The organism is Brevibacterium antiquum CNRZ 918, assembly GCF_900169145.1.
GTDB classification, from domain to species: domain Bacteria; phylum Actinomycetota; class Actinomycetes; order Actinomycetales; family Brevibacteriaceae; genus Brevibacterium; species Brevibacterium koreense.
Window position 1 is genome coordinate 32,001 of the sequence record NZ_FXZD01000003.1, and the last position, 22,831, is coordinate 54,831.

A 22,831-nucleotide genomic window follows, 5' to 3' on the forward strand; every position below is an offset into this window, starting at 1 on the left:
GCTGCCCGTGTGATCGCTGTCCACCCTATGCCACTGCGGGAGGCGGAGCCCAAAGGAGCCCGCGCGGAGGAGGTACGATCATCGCATGGTGGGGCAGCAGAGCTATGCGACGACATTCGAGACCGGAACCGTGACCAGGTGGATCCGACGCGCGACGCTGATCGCGACTGCAGTCCTTTCCGCAATACTGCTTGCCAGCTACCCGCTGCTGCCTGATCTGATTCCGACTCATTTCAACCTTGCGGGCGAGGCTGACGGCTATGGTCCGAGCTGGACGGTGTTCGTCATCGGCGGTCTGCTCTGCGCCCTCATCTGCGCAACGGCCTGGTTGTCGACGCGGCCGCAGGTTCTCAATTTCCCGGTCGTCGTGACTCAGGAGAACTCTCAGCTGATCTTCCGGGAGTCAGAACGGATGATGGTGTGGGTGTCAGCGTCGCTGCTCATTGCCTATGTCGGTACCGCCATATCCAGCTGGGGCGGCTACGGCGCCCCCGCCTTCATGGCGGGAATCCTCGGTCTGGTGCTCGCTACGATTGTCGGGGTCAAGAGAACACTCTCGGCCGCCTGAGCCACCCCTTCGACCAGCACCCCCTCGACCAGCACCCCCTTGGCCTGGAACGAAGAGCGAACTCAGCACGATTCGGTCCTTGCTGAACCGCGGGCGTCCTAACATGGGGGTATGAACGATCAGATCCCTGCCTCCGACCGTCAGCCCTCCCGCCGCCAGTCATTCCACCAACTGCACCGGCCAGGGGAGCCGTTCCTTCTGCCCTGTGCCTGGGACGTCGCAAGTGCCCGATTGTTCGCCGAGGCGGGGCACCCGGCCGTCGGCACGACCAGCCTTGGTGTGGCAGCCGGCATCGGGGCCGCCGATGAGGACCGTGAAACCCTGACCGCCATGGCCGGTTTGATCGGGAACATCTCACAGGCCTTGCCTGAAACGCTGCTCACCTGCGATTTCGAGGACGGGTACAGCGACGAACCGGGTCCCGTCGTCGAGACTCTGCGGGGCAGCTTCGACGTCGACGGAATCAACATCGAAGATTCCGCTCGCGGCCAGCTCGTCGAGCCCGGGGCACTCGCCGACAAGGTCAGCGCGATCAAGGGGGCGGTTCCTGATCTGTTCGTCAACGCGCGCATCGACACGTACTGGACTGGGCAGGACAACCTCGGCGGCACCCTTGAGCGGATGCGCCGCTATGTCGATTCCGGGGCCGATGGGATCTTCGTGCCCGGGGATCTTGACCTGGAGACTATCGGGCGGATCGTCGAGGCCTGTCCGCTCCCGGTCAATGTGCTGGCCAGTCCGCGCTTCTTCCGCGATGAGTTCGCCGAGGTGGGGGTGGCCAGGATCAGTACCGGATCGCTGCTCTACCGAACCGCGATCTCAGCGGCATTGCACTCGCTGAGTGGGCTGAGCGGAGACCGCCCGGCGCAGACAGCGAACGTGCTGTCCTACCGGACGGTCTCCGAACTGGGCGACTAGCTCCAGCAGCTCAGTCTTCGCCGCCGCCATCAGCGAGCGCGTCGAGATCATCGCCGGCGAGCGCGTCGACGTCGAGGTCATCGCCGGCGAGCTCGGCGACTTCAGCCTCGTCTTCGTCTTCGGAGACCATCTCATCGCCGGGGCGGTTGCCCAGTTCTGCGGCGGTGGTGGAGTCCGTGGAGAACTCACCGGAGATGTCCGGAGCATCGAGCTCGTCGTCCTCGCCCGAGTCTTCGAGGAGAGCATCGTCGGCACCTTCGATGCCGGTTCCCTCGGGGCCGTCGGCCCCTGGCTCGACGAGCGGGGAGGCTTCCGCATCGGATTCGACGTCGGCATCGAGTGCGGTGTCGACGTCATCGGCTTCGGCTTCGGCAGCGTTGAGCTCCGGGTCATCGAGCTCGTCGGCGGTGGGTTCTTCGAGAGTGGGATCATCCATCACAGGCGCCCCCATCTCGGGTTCGTCTGGCCACTGTGTCGGATCGGTGGGATTGTCGCTCATGATCGCTCCTTCGGTGGTGGTCGATGCTTCTGTCTGTCGACGCCCACATTGTTGCACGAGCAGGGGCCTGCGCGCAGGTGTCCTGGCTCGCCCGGATTTCGTGAACGCCGCTGCGATCACCGGCGGTCGTAGCGTTCCTTCCACGTCTGCCAGTCCCATGTGCTGAGGAACTCGTGTGCTGCAGTCTCTCCGGAGCGAATGAGATCGAGCTTGTCCTCTCGTGTCAGGGTGAAATCGGTGCTGCTCTGGGACGCAGTGTCGACGAAGATCGTTCGATCGGTGACAGAAGGCTCATCGATATGGCGCCGGTCATGGGCGTTGATCATGGTCGACAGGAGCGAGAGGCCATATTGGTAGGTGTTCGCATTGGGACGCCATTGGGTTTCGGCCGTCGCCCTGGCAGAGAGCATCACACCCAACGTGGGCCAACGTGCAGGCTGTTGATCCTTCCGGTCGAAGATGTCGACGGGGAAGTTCGACAGCAGTCCGCCGTCCGCCCCGAGCACCGTGGCGCCACCGGCTATTCGCGGATCTGCTCGCAGAGATCGGGGTCGGAAGAAGAACGGAGTTGCGGCCGAGGCGCAGACTGCCTCGGCGACAGACTGAGAATCCGGGTCGACACCGAGCGCCGATCGGTAGTCCCAAGGCAGTCGCAGCATGCGACCGCGAGAGACATCGGAGACGATGACCACGAGGCGATACTGCCGCTCCGGCGGCAGTGCACTGTGGGGGTCATGCAGGCGAAGGTCTCCCCAGGTGCGGATGCCCTGCGCGGCGAGGATGCCGGCAAGGAAGTCGTGGAGGGCGGTGCCGAGATACATGCCCTTGTGGAACAGGAGCCCCTGGACCTTGCCGAGCCACGGCACGAAACGGAAGGCCGGGCTGAGGTCTTCGAAGTCGGTGAAGTCCTTGCTGAGGATCGTCTCGATGAGCCTCTCCGGCGCGATGCCTGCGGTGGTCAGCGCTCCGACGACCGCGCCGGCCGAGGTTCCCGCGATGCGGTGGATGGAGTAGTCGGCGGAGCTCAGGGCATTGACCGCGCCGACGAGGCCGGGAAGTTTGGCTCCTCCACCTTCGAGGACCAGATCGGTGACGGCCATGACGCCCTCCTTCTCAGCTGCCTGGGTGTCCCATCGACCTTGGTGTCGATGCGCCTTCTCTCATTGTCCACCCAGGCCTTCGTGCCGGCCGGAAGTAGCGTCCGGTGTCAGCGCCGAGCGCGGACTGGGTCGGCATCATTGAGCTCCGAGGCCGGTGAAGCAGTGTCCGGCCCTGCAGTCACGGGCCGCCGGCCAGTGAAGTGATCCATGGTCTTGTTGACGCCGAGGAAGTCCATCACCTGATCGAAGACCCGTGTGGGCAGCAGTCGCACACCTGGCACGAAACGAACGAACGGGGGCATGACAAGCTGCTCACGCCCGGACTCGACGGAGTTGATGACCTTGTCCGCGACCTCCGTCTCCTCGAGAATCGGCAGCAGGCGGGGGAATTTGGTGGTCACACCTTCGAACATGCCGGTGTTGATGTAGAAGGGGCAGACGAGGAGCGTTCTCACATTGCTGCCATCGGCCCGCAGCTCTGCGCGCAGAGACTCGGTGAAGCCCACGGCCGCGAACTTGCTTGCCGAGTAGTCGGTCTGCCGGGCCACCCCGGTGAGTCCCGCGGCGCTGGAAATGGTGACGATGGTGCCGCGGTCACGTTTGAGCATTCCGGGCAGGAAGGCGCGTGTCACCCAGTACAGGGCGAGGGTGTTGACGTCGTAGACGCGTCGGATCGCGTCCTCGTCGGTTTCGAGCAGCTTCTTGCCGGTGACGATTCCCGCGCAGTTGATGACGACATCGACCGGTCCGGCTTCTTCCGCAGCGTCTGCCACCTGGTCGGAGTCGCCCACATTGACGGCAAATGAACGGGCGTGCGATCCGGTCGCCACGATCTCATCGCGAACGCTCTGTCCGCGTTCTTCCGAGAGGTCCCAGATCAGAATCTCCGCGGCGCCACGGGCTGCAGAATCCAGAGCCATCAAGCGTCCGATTCCGCTGCCAGCCCCGGTGATCAGCACTCGTGCACCGGCAATTTGGGTTCCACGTTTCATGTGACTGCTCCTTTGCATCATGGCTTCAGCCAAAACTCCCAGGCTGAGGCTTCAAGCGAATGGTCGATACCTCAGTCCACGTTAGAGCAAGGTTACCGGTCAGTAAATAGAAGAACCCCCAGATCTCCGGAGAAATCTGGGGGTTCTTCTTGCGTGGTGGCTCCGACCGGCGTCGATCCGGTGACCTTTCGATTTTCAGTCGAACGCTCTACCAACTGAGCTACAGAGCCAGGCCGCCAACATGCCGAAGCATGTTGAGAGAAACAAAGGCCCTTCCGAAGAAGAGCCTTGTGCTCCGCGACCCTGACCGGACTCGAACCGGCGACCTCCGCCGTGACAGGGCGGCGCGCTAACCAACTGCGCTACAGGGCCTAACGTGTTGCATCTGATCCGATGTCGGACTTTTCAATCCTACACCGTACCCCCAACGGGATTCGAACCCGTGTCGCCGCCGTGAAAGGGCGGTGTCCTAGGCCTCTAGACGATGGGGGCCCAGGTTGTCCTCGGATTCCCCGGGGCAACGACGTTAAGCTTATCCCAACCATTTCGCAGAGTGCAAACCGATATCGAGTGTCCTCGGTCACACTGATCCAGGCGACGGTGGGAGGGTCGCCCGCAGTCCCTTCGAAGGTCATCCCGTTAGGCTGGTGATCATGGAAGACCTCAGTGCAGAAGAGTTCGAAATGATCCTTGACGAGGCGCTCGACCAGCTTCCCACGGGCGTCACCGATGAGCTCGACAATGTCGCTCTCTTCGTCGAAGACCGGCCTGAGGACGAAAACACGCATCTGCTGGGACTCTACGAGGGAACACCGGTGGGGGAGCGAGGAATCTCCGGACTGGAGCTGCCGGACAACATCTTCCTCTACCGCGACAACCTCATTGCATTCGCTGATGACCGTGACCACCTGCGGCGCGAGATCGTCATCACCATCGTCCACGAGATCGCACACTTCTACGGAATCGATGACGAGCGGCTCCACGAGCTCGGCTGGGGTTGAGGCCTGCGACCTTTCGCAGTTGACCACAAAGACCAGCGTCACTCCAGGTCGTAGGTGGTGTCAGTCCTTTCATCGTGCGTCATTGATTGGCGCTTGAGCCTGGACTTCGCTTATTGTGGGCGGGTACCCATCAGCATTCGATACAACATTCCGTCCGTATCGACGCGGGAACACAGGGGGCGCTCAGCCCCGGGCAGAAATGCTCCGCGTGTCCTCGCAGATTTACGGGCAGGAGGCACGACCCCTTTATGACAGTGGCATCCAAACCGACAAGCGCGGCTACCCCGGCCGTCCGTGTACTCAATCTGGCAGGCATCGATTACACCCTGCACAGCTTCGATCACGATCCGAGCACCCGCCGTTACGGAACTGAAGCCGCCGACAAGCTCGGCGTCGGCTCCGACCAGGTATTCAAGACCCTCATGATCCAGGTTGACGGCGCACCCGTCACCGCTCTGGTTCCCGTTTCCGGGCAGCTTGACCTCAAGGGTCTCGCGTCCGCGCGTGGCGCGAAGAAGGCCCAGCTGTCAGGCGTGGCCGAGACCGAACGTCGCACCGGCTATCCGGTGGGCGGAGTCTCCCCGTTCGGGCAGCGCCATGCTGTGCCGGTCGTCATCGACCGCACCGCACTCGAGCATTCCTCGGTCTTCGTCTCGGCAGGCCGTCGTGGCCTCGAAATCGAGATCCGTCCCGAAGATCTCGTCATGCTGACCAATGCACAGGTCGGGAAGATCGCAGCGCTGGACTGATCAGCCCAGTACTGATCACGCCCAGTACTGATCACGCCCATTCGACGTCACCGACGGCGGGTTCTGCCTGCCCGGCGGTGACGTCTGCATACATCGCCAGGGCCGCATCCACCTCGGCGACGGGGACCATCATGTCGATCTCCACTGTTGCACCGTACTGTGACCGCGTCGTCCAGCCTCTGTTCCCAGCTGCCCGATCCAGGGCGTTGGCCTGGGCGTAGTCCACGTCGGCGCGCACCGGCACCAGTTCATGCTTCGTCACGACTCGTGCCGTCTCCAACGCCGCCGAGGTGGCCTGGCCGTAGGCCCGGACGAGTCCTCCTGCACCCAGCAGAGTTCCCCCGAAATACCTGGTCACGACCGCGACGACAAAGGTCAGCCGGTGACCGGAGACGACGTCGAGGATCGGTGCCCCGGCCGTGCCCGCCGGTTCACCATCATCGCTGAAGCGCTGTGTGCGCGAATCGGGATCGAGCACGAACGCCGTGCAGTGATGCCTGGCCTTGGGATGGGCATTCCGCCGCTTCGCGATGACCTCCCTGGCCTCTGCTTCATCGGCGACCGGTGCGAGGAATCCGATGAATCGCGACTTCTTGATCTCGATCTCGGCCTCGGCAGCGGTGGCGATGGTCCGGTAGGGCATGCCAGTCACTCTACCCAACGACACTGACGCGGACCGTTTCGTCGGAATCTGATCTACGATGAGCGGACAAACCTGAACAACGGTGAAAGGGTGATGTGTTGTGCAACAGCTCAGCGACAGTGAGATCTCAGCGATCAAGGACGAATCTGCCCGGGCCTATGAACTCGATCGGGCACACGTCTTCCATTCGTGGTCGGCTCAAGAGCTCATCGATCCGATGACAGTCTCCAGGGCCTCGGGGTCGACCATCGTCGATGGCCAGGGGCAGTCGTTCCTCGACTTCTCCTCACAGCTCGTCAACACCAACATCGGCCACCAGCATCCGACGGTCGTCCAGGCGATCAAGGACCAGGCCGACCTGCTGTGCACGATCAGCCCGGCCCACGTCAACGCTGCGCGGTCGGAGGCGGCCCGCCTCATCACCGACCGCACCCCGGCCGGACTTGACCATGTGTTCTTCACCAATGGCGGGGCTGATGCCAACGAGCACGCGATCCGCATGGCCCGGCTGCACACCGGCAAGCACAAGGTCCTCTCCCGTTACCGTTCGTACCACGGTGGCACCGAGACGGCCGTCAACGTCACCGGTGATCCGCGCCGCTGGTCGAACGATCGCGGAGACTCCGGCGTCGTCCACTTCTTCGGTCCTTTCCTCTACCGGACTGAATTCTCGGCCACAACAGAGGCAGAGGAGACTGAGCGCGCCCTGCGTCACCTCGAGCGCACCATCGAGCTCGAGGGCCCGTCGACGATCGCCGCGATCATCCTCGAGACCATTCCCGGCACCGCCGGCATCATGCTGCCGGGCAGTGAGTACATGCAGGGGGTCCGCGCCCTGTGCGACAAGCACGAGATCATCTACATCGCCGACGAGGTGATGGCCGGATTCGGACGCAGCGGCAAGTGGTTCGCCTTCGAACACTTCGACGTCGTCCCCGACATCATCACCTTCGCCAAGGGTGTGAACTCCGGCTATGTGCCCTTGGGCGGAGTGATCATGAATGAGGCGATCTACGGTTCATTCGCGCAGAAGGCCTATCCTGGCGGACTGACCTACTCCGGCCACCCACTGGCCTGCGCAGCAGCAGTGGCGACGATGAAGGCAATGGACGACGAGGGCATGATCGAGCATGCCCAGCGCATCGGTGAGGAGGTCATCGGACCCAGGCTGCGCCAGATCGCCGAGAACTCGAAACACGTTGGTGAGGTCCGCGGGGTCGGTGCCTTCTGGGCCATCGAGCTCGTCTGGGACAAGGAGTCCCGTGAGCCGCTGGCACCCTACGGCGGAGGCTCGCCCGAGGTCGCCTCGGTGGTGTCCTCTCTCAAAGAACTCGGCGTGGTGCCCTTCAGCAACTACCACCGCCTCCACGTGGTCCCGCCCATCAACATCAGCGACGAAGATCTCGAAACCGGTTTGGGTGTCTTCGAGAAGGTGCTCACCGACCTCGACTTCTCCCGCTGATCCCCTCCAGAAGCACCTGACGGCGGCCCAGCAACCTGGCGCGAGGTTGCTGGGCCGCCGTCAGGTAGTTTTAGCGGGCGTCGTGGGTGAACTTGCCGCCGAGGACGGTGGCGCGGACCGGGATCTGTGAGATCTCGGTCGGTGCCACCTCGGCGGGGTGAGCACCCAGCGCCACGAAGTCCGCGAGCTTCCCGCGGGTCAGCGTTCCCTTGTCCGCACCCTGGCCGGAAGCCTCGGCCGCGACCGAGGTGTAGGCGGCGATCGCCTCATCGGGGGTGAGGCACTCGTCGGCCGAACCCATGATGTCGCCATCGCGGGTCGCCCGGGTCACGTAGGCTTCGATCCCGCGCAGCACATTCCCATCGGCGCAGGGACGATCCGAGCTGCCTGCCATCAGCACGCCGGCATCGACGAAGGACTTCCCCCGGTAGAGCAGCGGTCGACGTTCGGGGCCCATCGAGTCGTTCATCCCGTCGCCGATCGCCTCGGCGAACGCCGCCTGCGGGGTGACGGCGATGCCGTTGTCGGCCAGAGTGCGCAGATGCTCGTCGTGGACGAGGCCAGCGTGCTCGATCCGGTTGGGAACGGCCCGGCGACCGTACCTGGCTTGGGCATCGACGATGTTCGCCACGGCCGCATCCACCGCGGCGTCACCGATCGCGTGCACGGCGACTGACCAGCCGGAGGCATAGGCGTCGAGGATCTGCTTGCGCAGCACCTCAGCATCGGCCTGGAGGTATCCGGCGTGATCCCTGCCCGTGTAGTTCTCCCGCAGCGCCGCAGTCTCTCCGCTCATCGCTCCGTCCATGAAGAACTTGACCGGTCCCAGCGCGACGAGGTCATCGCCGAGGCCGGTGCGGACTCCCGCATCGAGGCCGATTCCGAAGCCATCGGCGGAGTTCGCAGCGATCTCGTGGAGACCGTCAGCCTGCGGCAGAAGCTGGGCGCGGGCACGCAGCTTGCCCTCTTCGCGGGCGCGCAGATAGGCGGTGATTTCGATCGGGGAGTGACCGATCCACCCGTAGGCGATGCCGCAGTCTCCGAACGAGGTGATGCCCTCCTTCGCGTAGTACGCGGTCGCCAGGTCCAGGGCCTCGACGATCGTATCGAGTGAGTAGGGGCGGATGAGGTTCTGCACGAGCTCCTGCGCCGTCTCCTCGAGCAGTCCTGTGGGGTGGCCGGCAGAATCGGTGACGACCTTGCCGCCGACGGGGTCGGCGAACCCGGGCTCGAGGATGCCGGCACGGCGCATCGCCTCGGTGTTGACGATCGCGGCATGCCCGGAGGTCTGGCGCATGAACAGCGGGCGGTCGCCGGTGATCTCGTCAAGGCGGGACAGCTCCGGGTACTGCCCGTCGTAGTCGCGGTGGCCGTAGCCGGTGGCGTTGATCCATTCGCCTGCCGGCGTCGTCGCGGCCGCCCGCTCGAGTGCGGCGTAGACATCGGGCAGCCCGCCGGGCAGTGCTGTGACGTCGATCGATGCCAGGGTGAGTCCGAACCACGCGGTGTGGCAGTGGACGTCATTGAAGCCCGGCAGAACGGTGGCCCCGCCTAAGGACTCGACCCGATCCGCGCTGACGCCGTCGAGTTCCTCGTCGAAGCCGATGATGCGTCCGGCGAAGACGCCGATCTTCTGCGCACGCGGACGCGTCGGGTCGAGCGTGTGGGCGTCGAGATCGGTGAAGATCGCGTCGATGTTCATTGGTTCACCTTTTCAGCGTCGGGTTCGGCGTTCAGCGTCGTATTTCATGGCAGCGGCGAGTCCGGGGACGGCGTGCGCGCTCACACCCGGGCTCCGCGGATCGTGGGGTCCGTGAGGCAGCGGACGAGGGCCGGGCCCTCATACGCAAGAGCCTTGGCAAAGGCGTCCCGGAAGTCCTCTGTGCGCTCGACGGTCAGTCCGAGGCCGCCGAAGGCTGTGGCCAGGGCAGCGAAGTCCGGGCTGCGCAGGGCTGTTGCCGTCGCACGGCCCGGATATTCGCGGTCCTGATGGCCGCGGATCGTTCCGTAGACGGAGTTGTCGTTGACGACGACGGTGAGGTTCACCCCATACTGCGCGGCGGTCGCTAGCTCCTGACCATTCATCAGGAAGTCTCCATCCCCGGCGATGCAGAACACGGCCCGCTCGGGATGAACGAGCCCAGCGGCAACGGCAGCCGGGAGGCCGAAGCCCATCGACCCGTTCCGCGGCCCCAGCGCCGAGGGGAAGCCGTGCGTGGGCAGGAATCTGGTAGCCCAGCCCGAGAAGTTCCCGGCCCCGTAGGTGATGATCGCATTGTCCGGCAGCAGCTCCTTCACATGGACGAAGGCCTCATCCATGTCGACGAAGCCCTCACCGGCAGCACCAGAGCCAGAACCCGCACCAGAGCCAGAGTCCGCCGAGGTGGTGATCGGTGAGCGCCAGTCCTCGAGTTCTACGCGGGCATCGAGGATCCAATCGGGCAACGACACCGGCTCGTCATTCGAGGTCAGGTGCTCGTCGCCGGCCGCGGGCTCGTCGATGGAACCGTCGGAGGACACCGAGTACGCGCGACTTCCGTCGGCGGTGAACAGTGCCTGGGCGAATCTGTTGACTGGGGTGATGATGTGTTGGTCGAGGCTGCCGAAATGCCCGTGGGCGTCGGCGTCGGGGCCGATGACGACGGTCTTCGCGTCGGTGCCGATCGTGAAGGAGTCGGTGGCCACATCGGTGCGGACACAGCCGAGGAAGATGTGCAGGTCAGCCTCGGCGAAGGTCCTCTTGGCCACGGCGGAGGCACCGAAGCCGAGAATACCCAGGAAGTTGGGTGAGTCGTGGTCGATGCCGTCGTAGGCGCGGAAGGTCCCGATCACGCCGAGGCCGCGGTCGTGCGACCATTGCGCGATCCTTCGTGAGGTCGCCGGCGACCAATCCTCGCCGCCGATGATGAGCACGGGACGATCGGCCTGCAGGATGCGGGCTCGCAGCTCGGTGACGTCACCGGCATACGGCGCCGCGGAGCCGTGTGTGCGGGGCGGCAGAACCCGACCGCCGCTCGCCTGAGTAAGCACTTCCTCGGGCAGGCCCACGACGACGGGTCCCGGCCGCCCGGTCACGGCGGTGTGCATGGCGTCGGCGACCACCTCGGCGGCCTTATCCGGGTCGTCGAGGGTCAGCACCTTCTTCGTCGTCGTGGAAAACCAGCCGCCCAGATCGAACTCCTGGAAGGATTCGCGACCACGCTGCGCGGTGGGGATGAGGCCCACGAAGACGACGAGGGGTGTGGCGTCCTGGTAGGCGGTGTGGACGGAGACCATGACGTTCGAGGCACCCGGACCACGCGTCACCATGGCGATTCCGGGAATGCCGGTCATGCGGCCCTCGGCGACGGCCATGTAGCCGGCCCCGCCCTCCTGACGGCAGACGATGGGGGTGATAGTCGAATCATGGAGGCCATCGAGCACGTCGAGGTAGGACTCGCCGGGGACCAGGTAGGAACGCTGGACACCGTGGGCTTCGAGCTCCTTGACGAGGAGATGGCCGGCGGAGAGTGGCGCGGAGTTGTCCATGGCTTCATGCTTATCATTCTTTTGTCTCATGTGGGTGGACTGTCGAACAATTTGGCTGTGCAAGGCCGTATGATCTTGGCACAACGGATTCCGCAGGGATCACTCGACTACGAGATACTTCATCGCCAGGAGGCTCAAGTATGACCGGCATCGACTCCGACGAATATTCGGGACAGGCATCGTTCACGCCTGGGCCGTCCGCCGCCGGAGGCGCACCGCGCAAGCGATTGGACTCTGACGCTTCGGCGAGTGGGTTCCGGTCTCGTCCGCAGAAGTCCAAACTCGAACGTGACCCGGGAATGCCGGCAAGCACGTGGCGGCTGCGATCGGATGCCTGGGAGTACCTGAAGTTCGCGATCAAGCGCCTGGCCATCAGCGGTGGGGACTTCTCGATGATCGCTGCCGACGGTGAGGTCTGGCGGTCGCTGCGGTCGCTGAAGACGATCGAACTGTACTGGGGCGGATTCGGTCAGCGCTATGTCGAGGACATCGCCGAGCTGCTCTCCAACGGTGAGTTCGATCGGGCTCACGACATGATCACGCGTGCGGTCAACCGTCTGCGTGGGACAACGGTCCCAGACGTCGCCGAGGATGAGCACCTCAATGAGGATGAGCGCGCCGAACACAAGGACCGGCAGGATTCCCGCCCCCGGTTCGAGGTCCTCATCGTCGATGAGACCACCGAAGGCGGCCGCGATGAGCTGCACACCGACCTGCTCAAGCTGCGCAATACCTCCGACCAGTTCATCTACGACTACGTCATCGTCCCGACCGCAGATGATGCGGTCGTCGCAGCACTGACGAACCCGAACCTGCTGGCCTGCGTCATCCGCCCCGGGTTCACCGACCGGACCCGACAGGTGCTCAGCCGGGACCTGCGCAGCACAGTCGCGCTCGCCCACGAGGGCACAGCGACCTCCCCGACGACGCCGATGAGCCCGCTCAACTCGGTTCGTCGTGTGCTGCGACTGGCCGACACCCTGGCCGGTCTGCGCCCGGAGCTCGACCTCTACCTCATGGCCGGCGCCCACATCGAGAGCCTGGCCGGTGCGCTGACCCATCGGTTCCGGCGCGTCTTCCGCCGTGAGGACCAGTTCGAACTGCACCTGTCGCTGCTGCGCCGCGTCCAGCACCTCTACGACACGCCGTTCTTCACCGCCATCCGGGAGCATGCGCGCCGGCCTGCCGGTGTGTTCCACGCCCTGCCGGTCTCCCGCGGAGGTTCGGTCGTGGGCTCGAAGTGGATCAGCGACTTCGTCGACTTCTACGGGCTCAACCTGCTGCTCGCAGAGACCAGCGCCACCTCGGGTGAGCTGGACTCACTGCTCGCACCGGTCGGGACCATCAAGAAGGCCCAGTCTCTGGCTGCCCGAGCCTTCGGTGCGAAGCGGACCTACTTCGTCACGAACGGAACGTCGACGGCGAACAAGATCGTCCACCAGGCCGTAGTGGCACCCGATGAGGTCGTCATGGTCGACCGCAACTGCCATAAATCGCACCACCATGCGCTTATGCTCACAGGCGCCAGAGCCGCGTACCTCGAGGCGTACCCGCTCAATGACGTCGCCTTCTACGGTGCCGTGCCGCTCAACCGGATCAAGCAGCTCCTGCTGGACTACCGGGCCGCCGGCCGCCTCGACGAGGTGCGGATGATCACCCTGACCAACTGCACCTTCGACGGCATCGTCTACGATCCGGAGAAGGTCATGGCCGAGTGCCTGGCGATCAAGAACGACCTCGTGTTCCTCTGGGACGAAGCCTGGTTCGCCTTCGCCCGCTTCCACCCGGTCACCCGCAAGCGCACCGCCATGGTCGCGGCCGAACACCTTGAGGACCGGCTGGCCTCGGACGCCCACGCCACGGCGTACCGGGACCAGCAGAAGCGTCTCTTCGATGAGGAGACCGGTGCGCCGGCATCCGACGAGGTGTGGCTGAATGAGACGCTGCTGCCGCCACCGGATTCGCGGATCCGCGTGTATGCGACCCAGTCGACGCACAAGACTCTGACTGCTCTGCGGCAGGGATCGATGATCCACGTCTACGATCAGGACTTCGCTTACGGCGCCGAAGAGGCATTCCACGAGGCCTACATGACGCATACCTCGACCTCACCGAACTATCAGATCCTCGCTTCCTTGGACCTGGGGCGCAGGCAGGTCGAGATGGAAGGGTTCGCGCTCGTCCAAAAGCAGCTCGACCTGGCGATGAGCCTGGCTTCCGCGGTTTCGCGTCACCCGCTGCTGAAGAAGACCTTCAAGGTGCTCACTGCCGCCGACCTCATTCCCGAGCAGTATCGCCAGACCGAACGGACGATGCCGTTGCGTGACGGCTTGGCAACCTTCTGGAAGGCGTGGGCGAGCGATGAATTCGTCGTCGATCCCAGCCGCATCACCGTCGAGATCAGCGGCACCGGAGTCGATGGGGACACATTCAAGCACGAACACCTCATGGACCGCTACGGCATCCAGGTCAACAAGACGAGCCGCAACACCGTGCTGTTCATGACGAACATCGGCACCTCGCGTTCGGCCATCGCCTACCTCATCGAAGTCCTCGTCAAGCTCGCCGGGAAGTTCAGCAACCCACACGAGATCGAGGCCCAGGAGGCATTGAACGAGCCGGCGGTCATCATGCCGCCGCTGCCCGACTTCAGCGCATTCGCTCCTGCCTATGCCGCCGAGGTGCCGGCTGAGGATCCGTCGAAGCAGCTGCCTGACGGTGACCTGCGCACGGCATACTACGCGGGAATGCGCCGCGGCAACGTCGAGCATGTCCTCCCTGAAGAGCTGGGGCGCCGCGTCGAAGCCGGTGATGTGCCGGTCTCTGCCGGGTTCGTCACCCCCTACCCGCCGGGATTCCCGGTGCTGGTGCCCGGGCAGGTCATCACCGCCGAGGTGCTCGACTTCATGTCCGCCCTCGACACCCGAGAGATCCACGGCTACGACCCCCGCCTGGGCTACCGGGTCATCCTCCCCAAGGATGTGCTCGAGGCGAAGAGCTGAGGGTCGCTCAGTCAGCTTGCTCGCCGAGCGGCGCCGCCTCGCCGAGCGGACTACTTATCACTGATGGGTGAGGCTATAGCGTAGCCCTTCGAGGCTAAGTGGTCCCCTCGGCGAAGCTGAGCTACCAGGGCTCACTGAGCTATCCCAGCTGACCCGGGTTGAGCACACGGGCGAGGAAGTCCTTCGTCCGCTGCTCCTGCGGATTGCCGATGACCTCCTTGGCCGGGCCGGATTCGACGACGTATCCGCCGTCCATGAAGAGGACGCGATCGGCGACCTGCCGGGCGAACTCCATCTCGTGAGTGACGACGACCATGGTCATTCCCGCCTCGGCGAGGTTGCGCATGACCTGAAGGACATCGCCCACGGTCTCGGGGTCGAGTGCGGAGGTGGGCTCGTCGAAGAGCATGACGTCGGGGTCCATGCTCAACGCCCGAGCGATGGCTACGCGCTGCTGCTGCCCACCGGAGAGAGAAGCAGGCTTGGCGTCGATCTTCTCAGACAGACCCACCTTCGCCAGGTTCTCCTCGGCGACCTGATCGGCCTCGGCCTTCGAGCGCCCCAGCACCTTGAGCTGGGCCACCGTGAGATTCTCACGCACGGTGAGATGCCCGAAGAGGTTGAAGGACTGGAACACCATGCCGATGCGAGTCCGGGCGGCATCGATGTCGAGGTCAAGGTCGGTCATGTCCATTCCATCGACGACGATCGAGCCGCCGGTCGGCGTCTCCAAGGTGTTGATGCAGCGCAGCATTGTGGATTTGCCGGAGCCCGAGGGCCCGACCACGCAGACGACCTCGCCCTTGTCGACCTCGAGGTTGATGTCGGTGAGGACCTGATTCGACCCGAAGCTCTTCTTGAGGTTCTGGATCGAGATGATCGAGGTGGTCATTACTTCACTCCTGGCTCGGCGGAACCGTATTTGCGTTCGAGGACCCGTGACAGATACGACAGCGGGATCGTGATGATGAGATAGCAGACTGCGACAACGATGAACGGAGTGAGGTTTGCTGTGTTGACGATCTCTGCCCGTGCCAGCGCGGTCAGCTCACGTCCATCGACCGAGGAACCGAGGATGTAGGCCAGCGAGGAGTCCTTGGTCAGCAGGATGAGTTCATTGGTCAGCGGCGGCAGGATGATGCGCATCGCCTGCGGCAGGACGATCGTGACCATCGCCCGTGAGGACGACATACCCAATGACCGTGCCGCTTCAACCTGCCCCTTCGGCACAGCCTGGATGCCGGCACGGATGGTCTCGGCCATATAGGCCGACGACACGAGTGCGAGGGCGATCATGATGATGACGAGCTGCGGCAGATTAAAGCCCCGGAACGCCAGGGGCAGTCCAAATCCCATGACAAGGAAGACGACGAGGGCCGGCAGTCCGCGGAAGAATTCGGTGTAGACGAAGGCCAGCCAACGGTAGACACCGACCGAAGACAGACGCATGAGGGCGAGCACGATGGCGATCGCCAGGCCGAGAATGAAGCCGAGGAGGGTGAAGATGACGGTGTTCTTCAGGGCCTTGGTGATGACGTCGGGAAACATTCCGATCGCAAGGTCGACCCGGCCGAAGGTGTCGATGAGTGTGGGCCAGTCGGCCAGAGCTGCGACGACTATGACTATGACGATGAGGATCGCGTATTGGATGGCGCGCGAGACCTTGGCCTTCTGCCGTTTGCTCATCTTCGCTTTGGGGGTGGTGCGAGGAGTGGTCGAGCCGGTCGGGCTACCGTCCTCCCTTTCTGGGGTAGTCGACATGTGGGGTCCTTCAACGGTGGTGGCGTACGGTGACGGATGTGCTCAGGGCAACGGGCGGCCGATCCGGCCAGAAAGCCGAGGTCGACCGCCCGAATAGCGATCACTTGGGAGCGTCGCCGAACCACTTCTCGTAGATTTTGTCGTATTCGCCGTTGTCTTTGATCTCTTTGAGTGTCTCGTCTACGGCCTTCTTCATCTCGGCATTGCCCTTCTTCATGCCGATGCCGTAGTGCTCACCGGTGTCAATGTCGAAGCCGACGGCGAAACCGTCATTGTTCGCGGCGTAGTCGTAGAGGACTCCGTTGTCATTGATGACAGCATCGGCTTGACCGTTCTTCAAAGCTTCGAGGGACAGTGGCAGGTCCTCGTAGGTGATGACTTCTGCGTCCTTGAAGTTCTCGGTTGCATAGTCGAGGCCGGTGGTGCCTGCTTGGGCGCCGATTTTGAAGCCCTTGAGCGCGTCAGCATCCTTCGCTGTTTTGTCATCATTGGTCAGAATCGCTTGATTGGCGGCGAAGTACGGATCGGAGAAGTCGATGGCCTCTTCGCGCTCCGGGGTGATGGTCATGGCAGCCGCGGCAACGTCGCATTGATCCTGAGCAAACGAGGCTCCAGCAGTGATCGGTTCGAAGGGGACGTTGACAATCTCCTGCTCGACGCCGAGCTTCTTTGCCACGGCGTCGACGATGTCGACATCGAAGCCGACGACCTTTCCGTCTTTTTCGAACTGGAACGGTTGATACGACAGGTGGGTGCAGGTAGTCAGCTGGCCTTCTTTGACAAGGGGCACGCCGCCCTCGGCGGTCGCTGCCGGTTCCGAATCGTCGCCGCCGCTGCACGCGGACAGGGCAAGCATGGCGCCGATGGCCACCGTGGCCATAGTCAAGCGTCGTTTCATTGTTCCTCCAGAAGAGTCGGTGACATCGATGTCACGTAACAGGTGTCGCTGCCCAACCGAAGTTCTGAGCAACGTCTGAAAGAGATCGTACAGTGTTATAAGTCACACACGTGACTACCCTGAGCCCACTGCGTCGGTCGTTGCCAAATCGTAGTGTTGAGTCTCATTGTGGGGGCACTTGCCCGGAGAACTCGTCAGTCCTCGGCTTTGACCAGGTCCGAGTGGAGATGGTGGGTCATCACGACACCCACTGCGGCCATGGAGAAGTCGACGGACAGGCGGTCGTCCGTGATTCGGTAGGTCCGTGCGGTTGCCTCTACGGTCTTCGCCGAGGTGCTCACGAGAAGCTGTGGGGACCGGAGGTCGAGGAAGAGCCCGCCCTCAACGGCCGACAGAGTGCCTTCGGCCAGTTCGGCATGACCGGTCGGTTGGGCCAGAACGAATTCGACGGTCGTTGCAGTGGGGCTGCGCAGGAATCCCGTTTCCATGTGCATGGGCTTGCCCTCGGGCGACCAGGTGCGCTGTTGGTAGACCAGGAAGGGTTTGGCGACGTCGCTGAACACCAGTTCTTCGCTGTAGCTGAAGGCGTCGATCGTCGGGTAGTGCCCCGATCCGGTGCCTCGCCAGGTGCCGATCAACGGCCGCAGCTGCGGTGGAAGTGCCATGGTCATCCTCCCTGGTCCGGTTGTCCTCATCCTGATCCTAGGGCATGTTCTGATTCCTGAGGAGTCCGAGCCTTCGCCTATTCGACGGTGACGCCGGTGATGGTCACTGCTTCCTTGGGGGCGCCATCGCTGGCACCGGATTCTGTGCCCTTGGCCGCGATGTCGGCAACGGACTTCGTGCTGGCTGCGTCGAGTGATCCGAACACGGTGTAGTCCGGCGGCAGCGAGCTGTCGTCATAGACGACGAAGAACTGCGATCCATTCGTATCGGGGCCGGCGTTGGCCATTGCTAATGTGCCGGCCGGGTACTTCTCGGAGCCGTCGACCTCATCGGCGAAGGTGTAGCCGGGTCCGCCGCTGCCAGTGCCCGATGGGTCACCGCATTGGAGGACGAAGATGCCCTCGGTGGTCAGTCGGTGGCAGTCGGTGTCATCGAAGTACTTCTGATCAGCCAAGGACAGGAAGCTATTCACGGTACAGGGTGCGCCGTCGGCATCGAGGCTTACGGACAGATCACCAGCAGTCGTTGACACTGTGGCAGCGACCTTGCCGCTGGTCTGAGGAGACTCCTTGGGAGGCTCGACGTCCTTCGCCGCTGGTGCGGAATCGGCCGGGTATTGGCAGGCGGAAGAGCCGGCCGATTCCGATGCTCCGGCGTTCGAGCCCGCTGAATCGTCAGCGGACTCAGCAGATCCGCACGCGGTCAGGGCCAGCAGCGCGAGGACGGCCAAGACGGCGAGGACCGCCACTGCCGACACGGGACGATGGGTGAGGGCTCGATAGCGGTGCCGCGCAGGGTGATCCATGCCCCCATCGTATTTCGTCGACGGAGAATGGTCACCATCGGATGGTCTTTGCCGAGGAGCGTGTTCGATTGTGCCTGTGTTTCGCGAAGGCTGCTGGGCCTCAGACCTCGACTGCGTTCCGGCCCGAGGTTTCCGAGGTGCCGCCTCGGCGGAGGACGATCGCGATGATGAGCACGATGAGGCCGGCCAGGCACAGGCCGACTCCCACCCAGGCGGGGGCGCGGTAACCCAGGCCCGCAGTGATGACGATGCCACCGAGCCAGGCGCCGAGGGCATTGGCGAGGTTGAATGCGGCATGGTTCATTGCCGCCGACAGACTCGGTGCGTCGTGGGAGTCGCGCAGCAGACGCATCTGCAGCGAGGTCGTGATCATCGACCCGGCGATGCCGATGAAGAAGAGCGCGATGATCGCAACGGCCGCGATATGGGTGAAGGCACCAAAGGTGGAGAGCACGAGGGCGGAGAGGATCATGCCGCCGATGCCCGAGCGTTCGATGGATTTGTCGACCAGCGGTCCCGCGATGAGGGAACCGGCGGTCATGCCGAGACCGTAGACGGCCAGCACCCAGGGGATCGCGGTCTCGGGTACGCCGGCAATGTCGGTCATGGTCGGGGCGATGTAGGTGTAGACGGCGAACATGCCGCCGAAGCCCACGGAGCCTGCGACGAGGGTGAGGATGATCTGCGGACGTGCCAGGGCCCGCATCTCGCCGCGGGCTGACGGGGCAGCTCCGAGCTTCACTCGGGGCACGCCGACCGCGACCATGATGACGGTGAGGATCCCGAGCGCGGCGACCAATGCATAAGCGCTGCGCCAGCCGAGCAGGTTGCCCAGTGCCGTGGCGATGGGGACGCCGACGATGTTCGCGATCGTCAGCCCCAGCATGACGCGTGCCATCGCTCGACCGCGACGGTTCGGGGGCGCGAGCGATGAGGCGACGATGGCGCCGATGCCCAGGTAGGCGCCGTGAGGAAGTCCGCTGGCGAAGCGGGCGATGTTGAACAGGGTGGCGTCGGGGGCGAGCATCGAGGCGACATTGCCGAGTGCGAAGAATCCCATGAGGCACAGCAGCAGGTTCTTGCGATCCATGTGCGCGGCGATCGTGGTGATCAGTGGTGCGCCGACGACGACGCCGATGGCGTAGAACGACACGGCGTGGCCCGCCTGGGGCACGGTGATGCCGAGCTCGCGGGCGATGTGGGGCAGCAGACCCATGGTGGCGAACTCGGTGACACCGATTGCGAATGCGCCGATCGCCAGGGCGAAGACGGCGAATTTGTAGACTCGGCGTGGCACCGGAGCGTCGCTCATGGAGTCCCTTCGTAGGGGATGAAAGATTGGGACCGCGGAGAAGCCCGATGTTGGAGCTGCGACCGGGCTATTGACCGCGACCGGTCAAGCCTATTGCTCATCGACGGCAACCGGTAGCCCCGCAGTCTCAATGTGACGATTCGTACAGCGCCCGCAGGATCGGTGAGTCACTCATGTGGCGTCAGCCTTCCTCATCTATCTCCCTCAGTGCCTGCGAGGCCACCGAGAACGCCGTATTCGCACTCGGCACCGAGCAGTAGATGGCCGATTGCAACAGGACTTCCTTGATCTCGTCACGGCTGAGGCCGTTGCGCACAGCGGCCTTGACGTGCATTGCGAGTTCGGCCTCGTGACCGCCGGCGATCATTGCGGTCAGCGTGATCGCCGATCGCATGCGCTTCTCGAGGCCCGGACGGGTCCAGATCTCGCCCCAGGCATAGCGGGTGATGAGGTCCTGGAAGTCGGCAGTGAAGTCATCGACCTTCGCATTCGCCCGGTCGACGTGGGCGTCGGAGAGGACCTGTCGGCGCACCGTCATGCCCGCGTCGTGGACCTCGTCTCGACTGGCGTCGCGTGGACCGGAGGCGGTGGGCAGATCCGCCGAGGCGGCGCCCGAGTCCGGCTCGCCCGTGCCCTTGCCACCCAAGGCGTTTCCACCCATGAAGTCACGCAGCAGTCCCGCGGTGACCGCGGGGGCTTCGGCCGGCACGAGGTGGGCGGCGCCCTCGATGACCTCGAGCAGGGCGCCCGAGACTCCGTTGGCGATCTCCACCAGTTTGGTCGGCGGGGTCGGCTGATCCTCTGACCCCGCAACGGCGAGGACCGGCAGAGTGATCTCCGGCAGTCGCGAGCGAACGTCGAAGGTTGCCAGGGCGTGGCAGAGCGCAGCATAGGAGAACCGATCGGCATCCTGGAGCGAATGCAGCAGTGCAGCCGATGCCTCGGGTTCGCGATCTATGAAGCCCTCCCCGAACCAGCGCTGGGCCGAACCGATGACCTGCGTCGGCGTGCCCGAGGTCGCGACGACCTCCGCACGCTCCTCCCAAGCATTGGCCTCACCGATCTTCGCCCCGGTGCAGAACACCGCGGCGCGATCGAAGCGATCGCCATGATCGAGGGCCAGCTGGAGTGCGATGGCTGCGCCGATCGAGTCGCCGGCCAGCACAATTCGGGCATCGTCTCGGTCACTGGACCCGATCACGTCGGGCAGCACGCGGTCGATGGTGGCCAGGACCGCCTCGGCGAGATCGCTCATCGTCAGCCGTGGGACCTCGGACGTCCCCGCGGGGACGTCGATCGGTGCCGAACGGCCGTGGCCGGGCAGATCGATGCCGATGACCGTCGTCTCCGGAGCCACACCGACGAGGTGAGTCGCCGCCGACTGCCACAGCGCGCTCACCGATGTGCCCAGCGAGGGGAGGACGACGAGGACTCGAGCGTACGAGTGGACGGGGACAGTCGGAGCGGCGAGGACGGTTGCGGTGAGTTCCACGTCAGGTCACTTTCTGGCGGTGTTGGGAAGGAGGCCCGGCGATACGGGCTCGGGTCCGTTGATGGTGGCGATGATGGCCAGGCGGATGTCTTCGGCATCGCCGAGGTAGTTCTCCGGAGAGAAGAACCCATCCAAGTCGATGTCGGCAGTGCTGCCTTGACCGTCTGTGCCTTCCTGGCTCACGGGGTGCTGGTCCAGCGCCGTCTTGAGCGCAGCCGCTGGGTCACCGCCGTCGGCGATGACCTCCTGTATCTCCGCCTTCGTCAGACGTTCGCCGAAGGAGATGCTGAGTCTCTCAGCGAAGATGCCGGGACTGGCAGCGTTGACGTTGTTTCGCATTGCTTCGGGGTTGACGCTGAGGCCCTCGATCATCCTCTGGAGCATGCTGAGGGAGGACACGGCCAGGCCCATGAGCTCGGACAGTGCCGGCCATTCGGCGTGCCAGGCACCGTCGGAGCGCTCTTCGATCGCTTCTGCTGCGGTCGACGTCAGCGTTGCCATGAGCCCGGGAACGCGCATGCCGTTGCGGTGGAGGAGCACCGCCAAGGTGGGGTTGAGCTTCTGGGGCATCGCCGAAGAGCCACCGGTTGACGCCAGGGCCATTTCGCCCACCTCGGGGCGAGTTCCGATGAGCACATCACGGGCGATCGAGGCGCCCACGGTCACGCATTGGGTGAGGTGGGAGGCCCAGTTGAGGACCCGGACGCGGTCCGTATGCCAGGGCACGGGGATGCTGGCGAGTGCGGCGTCGGGTCCGCGCAGCTGCACGTGGAACTCACGCAGCAGCGTCTCGGTCGCAGCCCCGGCGAACTCCCGAATCGCGGCCCTGGTTCCGGCCGCGCCCCCGACCTGGACATAGTCGATGCGCGGAGTGAGGCTCTGGACCTCCTGGACTTCTGCCGCCCAGGCCGCAACCTTGAGCCCGAAGGTCGTCGGCAGCGCTGGTTGGGTCAGCGTGCGGGCCAGACAGATGGTCGAGGCGTGGGCGTCGGAGAGATCGACGAGCAACTCGGCGATGACGTCGAGCCGCGCATGGGTCTGGCGAGCGACACGGGACATGAGCAGCCCGAGGGCAGAGTCCATGACGTCCTGACTGGTCAGGCCCTTGTGCAGTGCACGGGAGGCGTCATGTCCGAGCCGCGATCGGACCGCTTGGAGGAAGGGGATGACCGGGTTGCCGCCCGGTTCGGAGCCTGCGGCCAGAGCCTCGAGTTCGGAGGTGTCGGCCAGCAGCGACCGGCTGGTCGCTTCGATCCCGGTCACCGCCTCGGTGCGGGCATGTGCGGAGATCAGTCCGGCATGCGCCTGAGCATTGACCCATGCGGACTCCACGTCGCCGAGCGCGGACACGAGTGCGACGTCGTCGATGGCCTCGGCGCCTCGCAGATCGCCCGGGGCGAACAGCAGGCGCGTATGGGCAGCGGTGTCAGTCATT

The 22,831-nt window shown here is 64.4% G+C and carries 20 protein-coding genes and 3 tRNA genes; 6 read left to right on the forward strand and 17 right to left on the reverse strand.

Going from position 1 to position 22,831, the window contains the following annotated elements; genetic code table 11:
• The first annotated feature begins 85 nt into the window (after positions 1-85).
• A complete protein-coding gene (locus tag BANT918_RS05250) occupies positions 86-568 on the forward strand; it encodes a DUF1648 domain-containing protein (RefSeq protein WP_101619271.1) in 483 nt (160 codons plus the stop codon).
• Positions 569-679: 111 nt separating this feature from the next.
• The gene (locus BANT918_RS05255) at positions 680-1,486 is read left to right on the forward strand and encodes an isocitrate lyase/PEP mutase family protein (protein WP_101619272.1); all 807 of its coding nucleotides are present in this window, start codon (positions 680-682) and stop codon (positions 1,484-1,486) included.
• Between the two features lie 10 nt (positions 1,487-1,496).
• Here the strand turns inward: BANT918_RS05255 and BANT918_RS05260 are convergent, their stop codons facing one another.
• The 6 genes from BANT918_RS05260 to BANT918_RS05285 all read right to left on the reverse strand — a co-directional run bounded on the left by BANT918_RS05260 (position 1,497) and on the right by BANT918_RS05285 (position 4,569).
• Positions 1,497-1,985 carry a hypothetical protein gene (locus BANT918_RS05260; protein WP_101619273.1) on the reverse strand — a complete coding sequence of 163 codons (489 nt, stop codon included), beginning with the start codon at positions 1,983-1,985 and terminating at the stop codon, positions 1,497-1,499.
• Positions 1,986-2,101: 116 nt separating this feature from the next.
• The gene (locus tag BANT918_RS05265) at positions 2,102-3,085 is read right to left on the reverse strand and encodes a patatin-like phospholipase family protein (RefSeq protein ID WP_101619274.1); all 984 of its coding nucleotides are present in this window, start codon (positions 3,083-3,085) and stop codon (positions 2,102-2,104) included.
• Positions 3,086-3,192: 107 nt separating this feature from the next.
• Entirely contained in the window at positions 3,193-4,077 is an 885-nt protein-coding gene (locus BANT918_RS05270; protein WP_101619275.1) for an SDR family oxidoreductase, read from the reverse strand.
• A 154-nt stretch (positions 4,078-4,231) separates the two neighbouring features.
• A tRNA-Phe gene (locus BANT918_RS05275) sits at positions 4,232-4,307 on the reverse strand.
• Between the two features lie 68 nt (positions 4,308-4,375).
• Positions 4,376-4,449: transfer RNA gene (locus tag BANT918_RS05280), tRNA-Asp, on the reverse strand.
• Between the two features lie 47 nt (positions 4,450-4,496).
• Positions 4,497-4,569, reverse strand: a tRNA-Glu gene (locus BANT918_RS05285).
• Positions 4,570-4,730: 161 nt separating this feature from the next.
• Here BANT918_RS05285 and BANT918_RS05290 point away from each other — a divergent pair.
• Together BANT918_RS05290 and ybaK are read left to right on the forward strand one after the other, a co-directional pair.
• Positions 4,731-5,078, forward strand: coding sequence for a metallopeptidase family protein (locus BANT918_RS05290; protein ID WP_101619537.1), 348 nt, complete (start codon positions 4,731-4,733; stop codon positions 5,076-5,078).
• A gap of 248 nt (positions 5,079-5,326) precedes the next feature.
• Entirely contained in the window at positions 5,327-5,827 is a 501-nt protein-coding gene (gene ybaK / locus BANT918_RS05295) for a Cys-tRNA(Pro) deacylase (protein ID WP_101619276.1), read from the forward strand.
• Positions 5,828-5,858: 31 nt separating this feature from the next.
• On the opposite strand, the gene BANT918_RS05300 is transcribed toward ybaK, so the two are convergent.
• Positions 5,859-6,470 (reverse strand): YigZ family protein, encoded by a 612-nt coding sequence (locus BANT918_RS05300; protein ID WP_101619277.1) that lies wholly within the window; start codon positions 6,468-6,470, stop codon positions 5,859-5,861.
• A gap of 100 nt (positions 6,471-6,570) precedes the next feature.
• Between BANT918_RS05300 and BANT918_RS05305 the strand changes: the two genes are divergently transcribed.
• A complete protein-coding gene (locus BANT918_RS05305) occupies positions 6,571-7,932 on the forward strand; it encodes an aspartate aminotransferase family protein (protein ID WP_101619278.1) in 1,362 nt (453 codons plus the stop codon).
• Positions 7,933-8,002: 70 nt separating this feature from the next.
• Here BANT918_RS05305 and BANT918_RS05310 read toward each other — a convergent pair whose 3' ends face one another.
• Positions 8,003-9,634: an amidohydrolase gene (locus tag BANT918_RS05310; protein ID WP_101619279.1), complete on the reverse strand. Its 1,632-nt coding sequence runs from the start codon at positions 9,632-9,634 to the stop codon at positions 8,003-8,005.
• Positions 9,635-9,714: 80 nt separating this feature from the next.
• Complete coding sequence (locus BANT918_RS05315; protein WP_101619280.1) at positions 9,715-11,460, reverse strand: thiamine pyrophosphate-dependent enzyme; 1,746 nt, start codon at positions 11,458-11,460, stop codon at positions 9,715-9,717.
• A 140-nt stretch (positions 11,461-11,600) separates the two neighbouring features.
• Here BANT918_RS05315 and BANT918_RS05320 point away from each other — a divergent pair, with 140 nt between their 5' ends.
• Entirely contained in the window at positions 11,601-14,462 is a 2,862-nt protein-coding gene (locus BANT918_RS05320) for an aminotransferase class I/II-fold pyridoxal phosphate-dependent enzyme (RefSeq protein WP_101619281.1), read from the forward strand.
• Positions 14,463-14,601: 139 nt separating this feature from the next.
• Here the strand turns inward: BANT918_RS05320 and BANT918_RS05325 are convergent, their stop codons facing one another.
• The 8 genes from BANT918_RS05325 to BANT918_RS05360 form a co-directional block, all read right to left on the reverse strand.
• Positions 14,602-15,354, reverse strand: coding sequence for an amino acid ABC transporter ATP-binding protein (locus tag BANT918_RS05325; RefSeq protein WP_101619282.1), 753 nt, complete (start codon positions 15,352-15,354; stop codon positions 14,602-14,604).
• Positions 15,354-16,148 carry an amino acid ABC transporter permease gene (locus tag BANT918_RS05330; protein ID WP_101619538.1) on the reverse strand — a complete coding sequence of 265 codons (795 nt, stop codon included), beginning with the start codon at positions 16,146-16,148 and terminating at the stop codon, positions 15,354-15,356. Before BANT918_RS05330 ends, BANT918_RS05325 begins: the two co-directional genes overlap by 1 nt.
• A 175-nt stretch (positions 16,149-16,323) precedes the next feature.
• Positions 16,324-17,121: a basic amino acid ABC transporter substrate-binding protein gene (locus BANT918_RS05335; protein WP_233429272.1), complete on the reverse strand. Its 798-nt coding sequence runs from the start codon at positions 17,119-17,121 to the stop codon at positions 16,324-16,326.
• Between the two features lie 194 nt (positions 17,122-17,315).
• Positions 17,316-17,786: an FABP family protein gene (locus BANT918_RS05340; protein ID WP_101619539.1), complete on the reverse strand. Its 471-nt coding sequence runs from the start codon at positions 17,784-17,786 to the stop codon at positions 17,316-17,318.
• Positions 17,787-17,863: 77 nt separating this feature from the next.
• The gene (locus BANT918_RS05345) at positions 17,864-18,592 is read right to left on the reverse strand and encodes a peptidylprolyl isomerase (RefSeq protein ID WP_101619284.1); all 729 of its coding nucleotides are present in this window, start codon (positions 18,590-18,592) and stop codon (positions 17,864-17,866) included.
• A gap of 100 nt (positions 18,593-18,692) precedes the next feature.
• Positions 18,693-19,904, reverse strand: a complete 1,212-nt coding sequence (locus BANT918_RS05350; RefSeq protein ID WP_101619285.1) for an MFS transporter — start codon at positions 19,902-19,904, stop codon at positions 18,693-18,695.
• A 181-nt stretch (positions 19,905-20,085) separates the two neighbouring features.
• Positions 20,086-21,396 carry a 4-carboxymuconolactone decarboxylase gene (pcaC, locus tag BANT918_RS18065; protein ID WP_101619286.1) on the reverse strand — a complete coding sequence of 437 codons (1,311 nt, stop codon included), beginning with the start codon at positions 21,394-21,396 and terminating at the stop codon, positions 20,086-20,088.
• Positions 21,397-21,402: 6 nt separating this feature from the next.
• Entirely contained in the window at positions 21,403-22,830 is a 1,428-nt protein-coding gene (locus tag BANT918_RS05360) for a lyase family protein (protein WP_101619287.1), read from the reverse strand.
• Position 22,831: the final 1 nt, after the last annotated feature.

Excerpts from the sequence above, each read along its gene's own strand:
- BANT918_RS05325 (WP_101619282.1), bottom strand. The coding sequence starts at position 15,354 with ATGACCACCTCGATCATCTCGATCCAGAACCTCAAGAAGAGCTTCGGG.
- BANT918_RS05270 (WP_101619275.1), bottom strand. The coding sequence starts at position 4,077 with ATGAAACGTGGAACCCAAATTGCCGGTGCACGAGTGCTGATCACCGGG.
- BANT918_RS05255 (WP_101619272.1), top strand. The coding sequence starts at position 680 with ATGAACGATCAGATCCCTGCCTCCGACCGTCAGCCCTCCCGCCGCCAG.
- BANT918_RS05300 (WP_101619277.1), bottom strand. The coding sequence starts at position 6,470 with ATGCCCTACCGGACCATCGCCACCGCTGCCGAGGCCGAGATCGAGATC.
- BANT918_RS05330 (WP_101619538.1), bottom strand. The coding sequence starts at position 16,148 with ATGAGCAAACGGCAGAAGGCCAAGGTCTCGCGCGCCATCCAATACGCG.
- BANT918_RS05265 (WP_101619274.1), bottom strand. The coding sequence starts at position 3,085 with ATGGCCGTCACCGATCTGGTCCTCGAAGGTGGAGGAGCCAAACTTCCC.
- BANT918_RS05350 (WP_101619285.1), bottom strand. The coding sequence starts at position 19,904 with ATGAGCGACGCTCCGGTGCCACGCCGAGTCTACAAATTCGCCGTCTTC.
- ybaK (WP_101619276.1), top strand. The coding sequence starts at position 5,327 with ATGACAGTGGCATCCAAACCGACAAGCGCGGCTACCCCGGCCGTCCGT.
- BANT918_RS05310 (WP_101619279.1), bottom strand. The coding sequence starts at position 9,634 with ATGAACATCGACGCGATCTTCACCGATCTCGACGCCCACACGCTCGAC.
- BANT918_RS05320 (WP_101619281.1), top strand. The coding sequence starts at position 11,601 with ATGACCGGCATCGACTCCGACGAATATTCGGGACAGGCATCGTTCACG.
- BANT918_RS05360 (WP_101619287.1), bottom strand. The coding sequence starts at position 22,830 with ATGACTGACACCGCTGCCCATACGCGCCTGCTGTTCGCCCCGGGCGAT.
- BANT918_RS05250 (WP_101619271.1), top strand. The coding sequence starts at position 86 with ATGGTGGGGCAGCAGAGCTATGCGACGACATTCGAGACCGGAACCGTG.
- BANT918_RS05345 (WP_101619284.1), bottom strand. The coding sequence starts at position 18,592 with ATGGATCACCCTGCGCGGCACCGCTATCGAGCCCTCACCCATCGTCCC.
- BANT918_RS05335 (WP_233429272.1), bottom strand. The coding sequence starts at position 17,121 with ATGAAACGACGCTTGACTATGGCCACGGTGGCCATCGGCGCCATGCTT.
- BANT918_RS05260 (WP_101619273.1), bottom strand. The coding sequence starts at position 1,985 with ATGAGCGACAATCCCACCGATCCGACACAGTGGCCAGACGAACCCGAG.
- BANT918_RS05315 (WP_101619280.1), bottom strand. The coding sequence starts at position 11,460 with ATGGACAACTCCGCGCCACTCTCCGCCGGCCATCTCCTCGTCAAGGAG.
- BANT918_RS05340 (WP_101619539.1), bottom strand. The coding sequence starts at position 17,786 with ATGGCACTTCCACCGCAGCTGCGGCCGTTGATCGGCACCTGGCGAGGC.
- BANT918_RS05290 (WP_101619537.1), top strand. The coding sequence starts at position 4,731 with ATGGAAGACCTCAGTGCAGAAGAGTTCGAAATGATCCTTGACGAGGCG.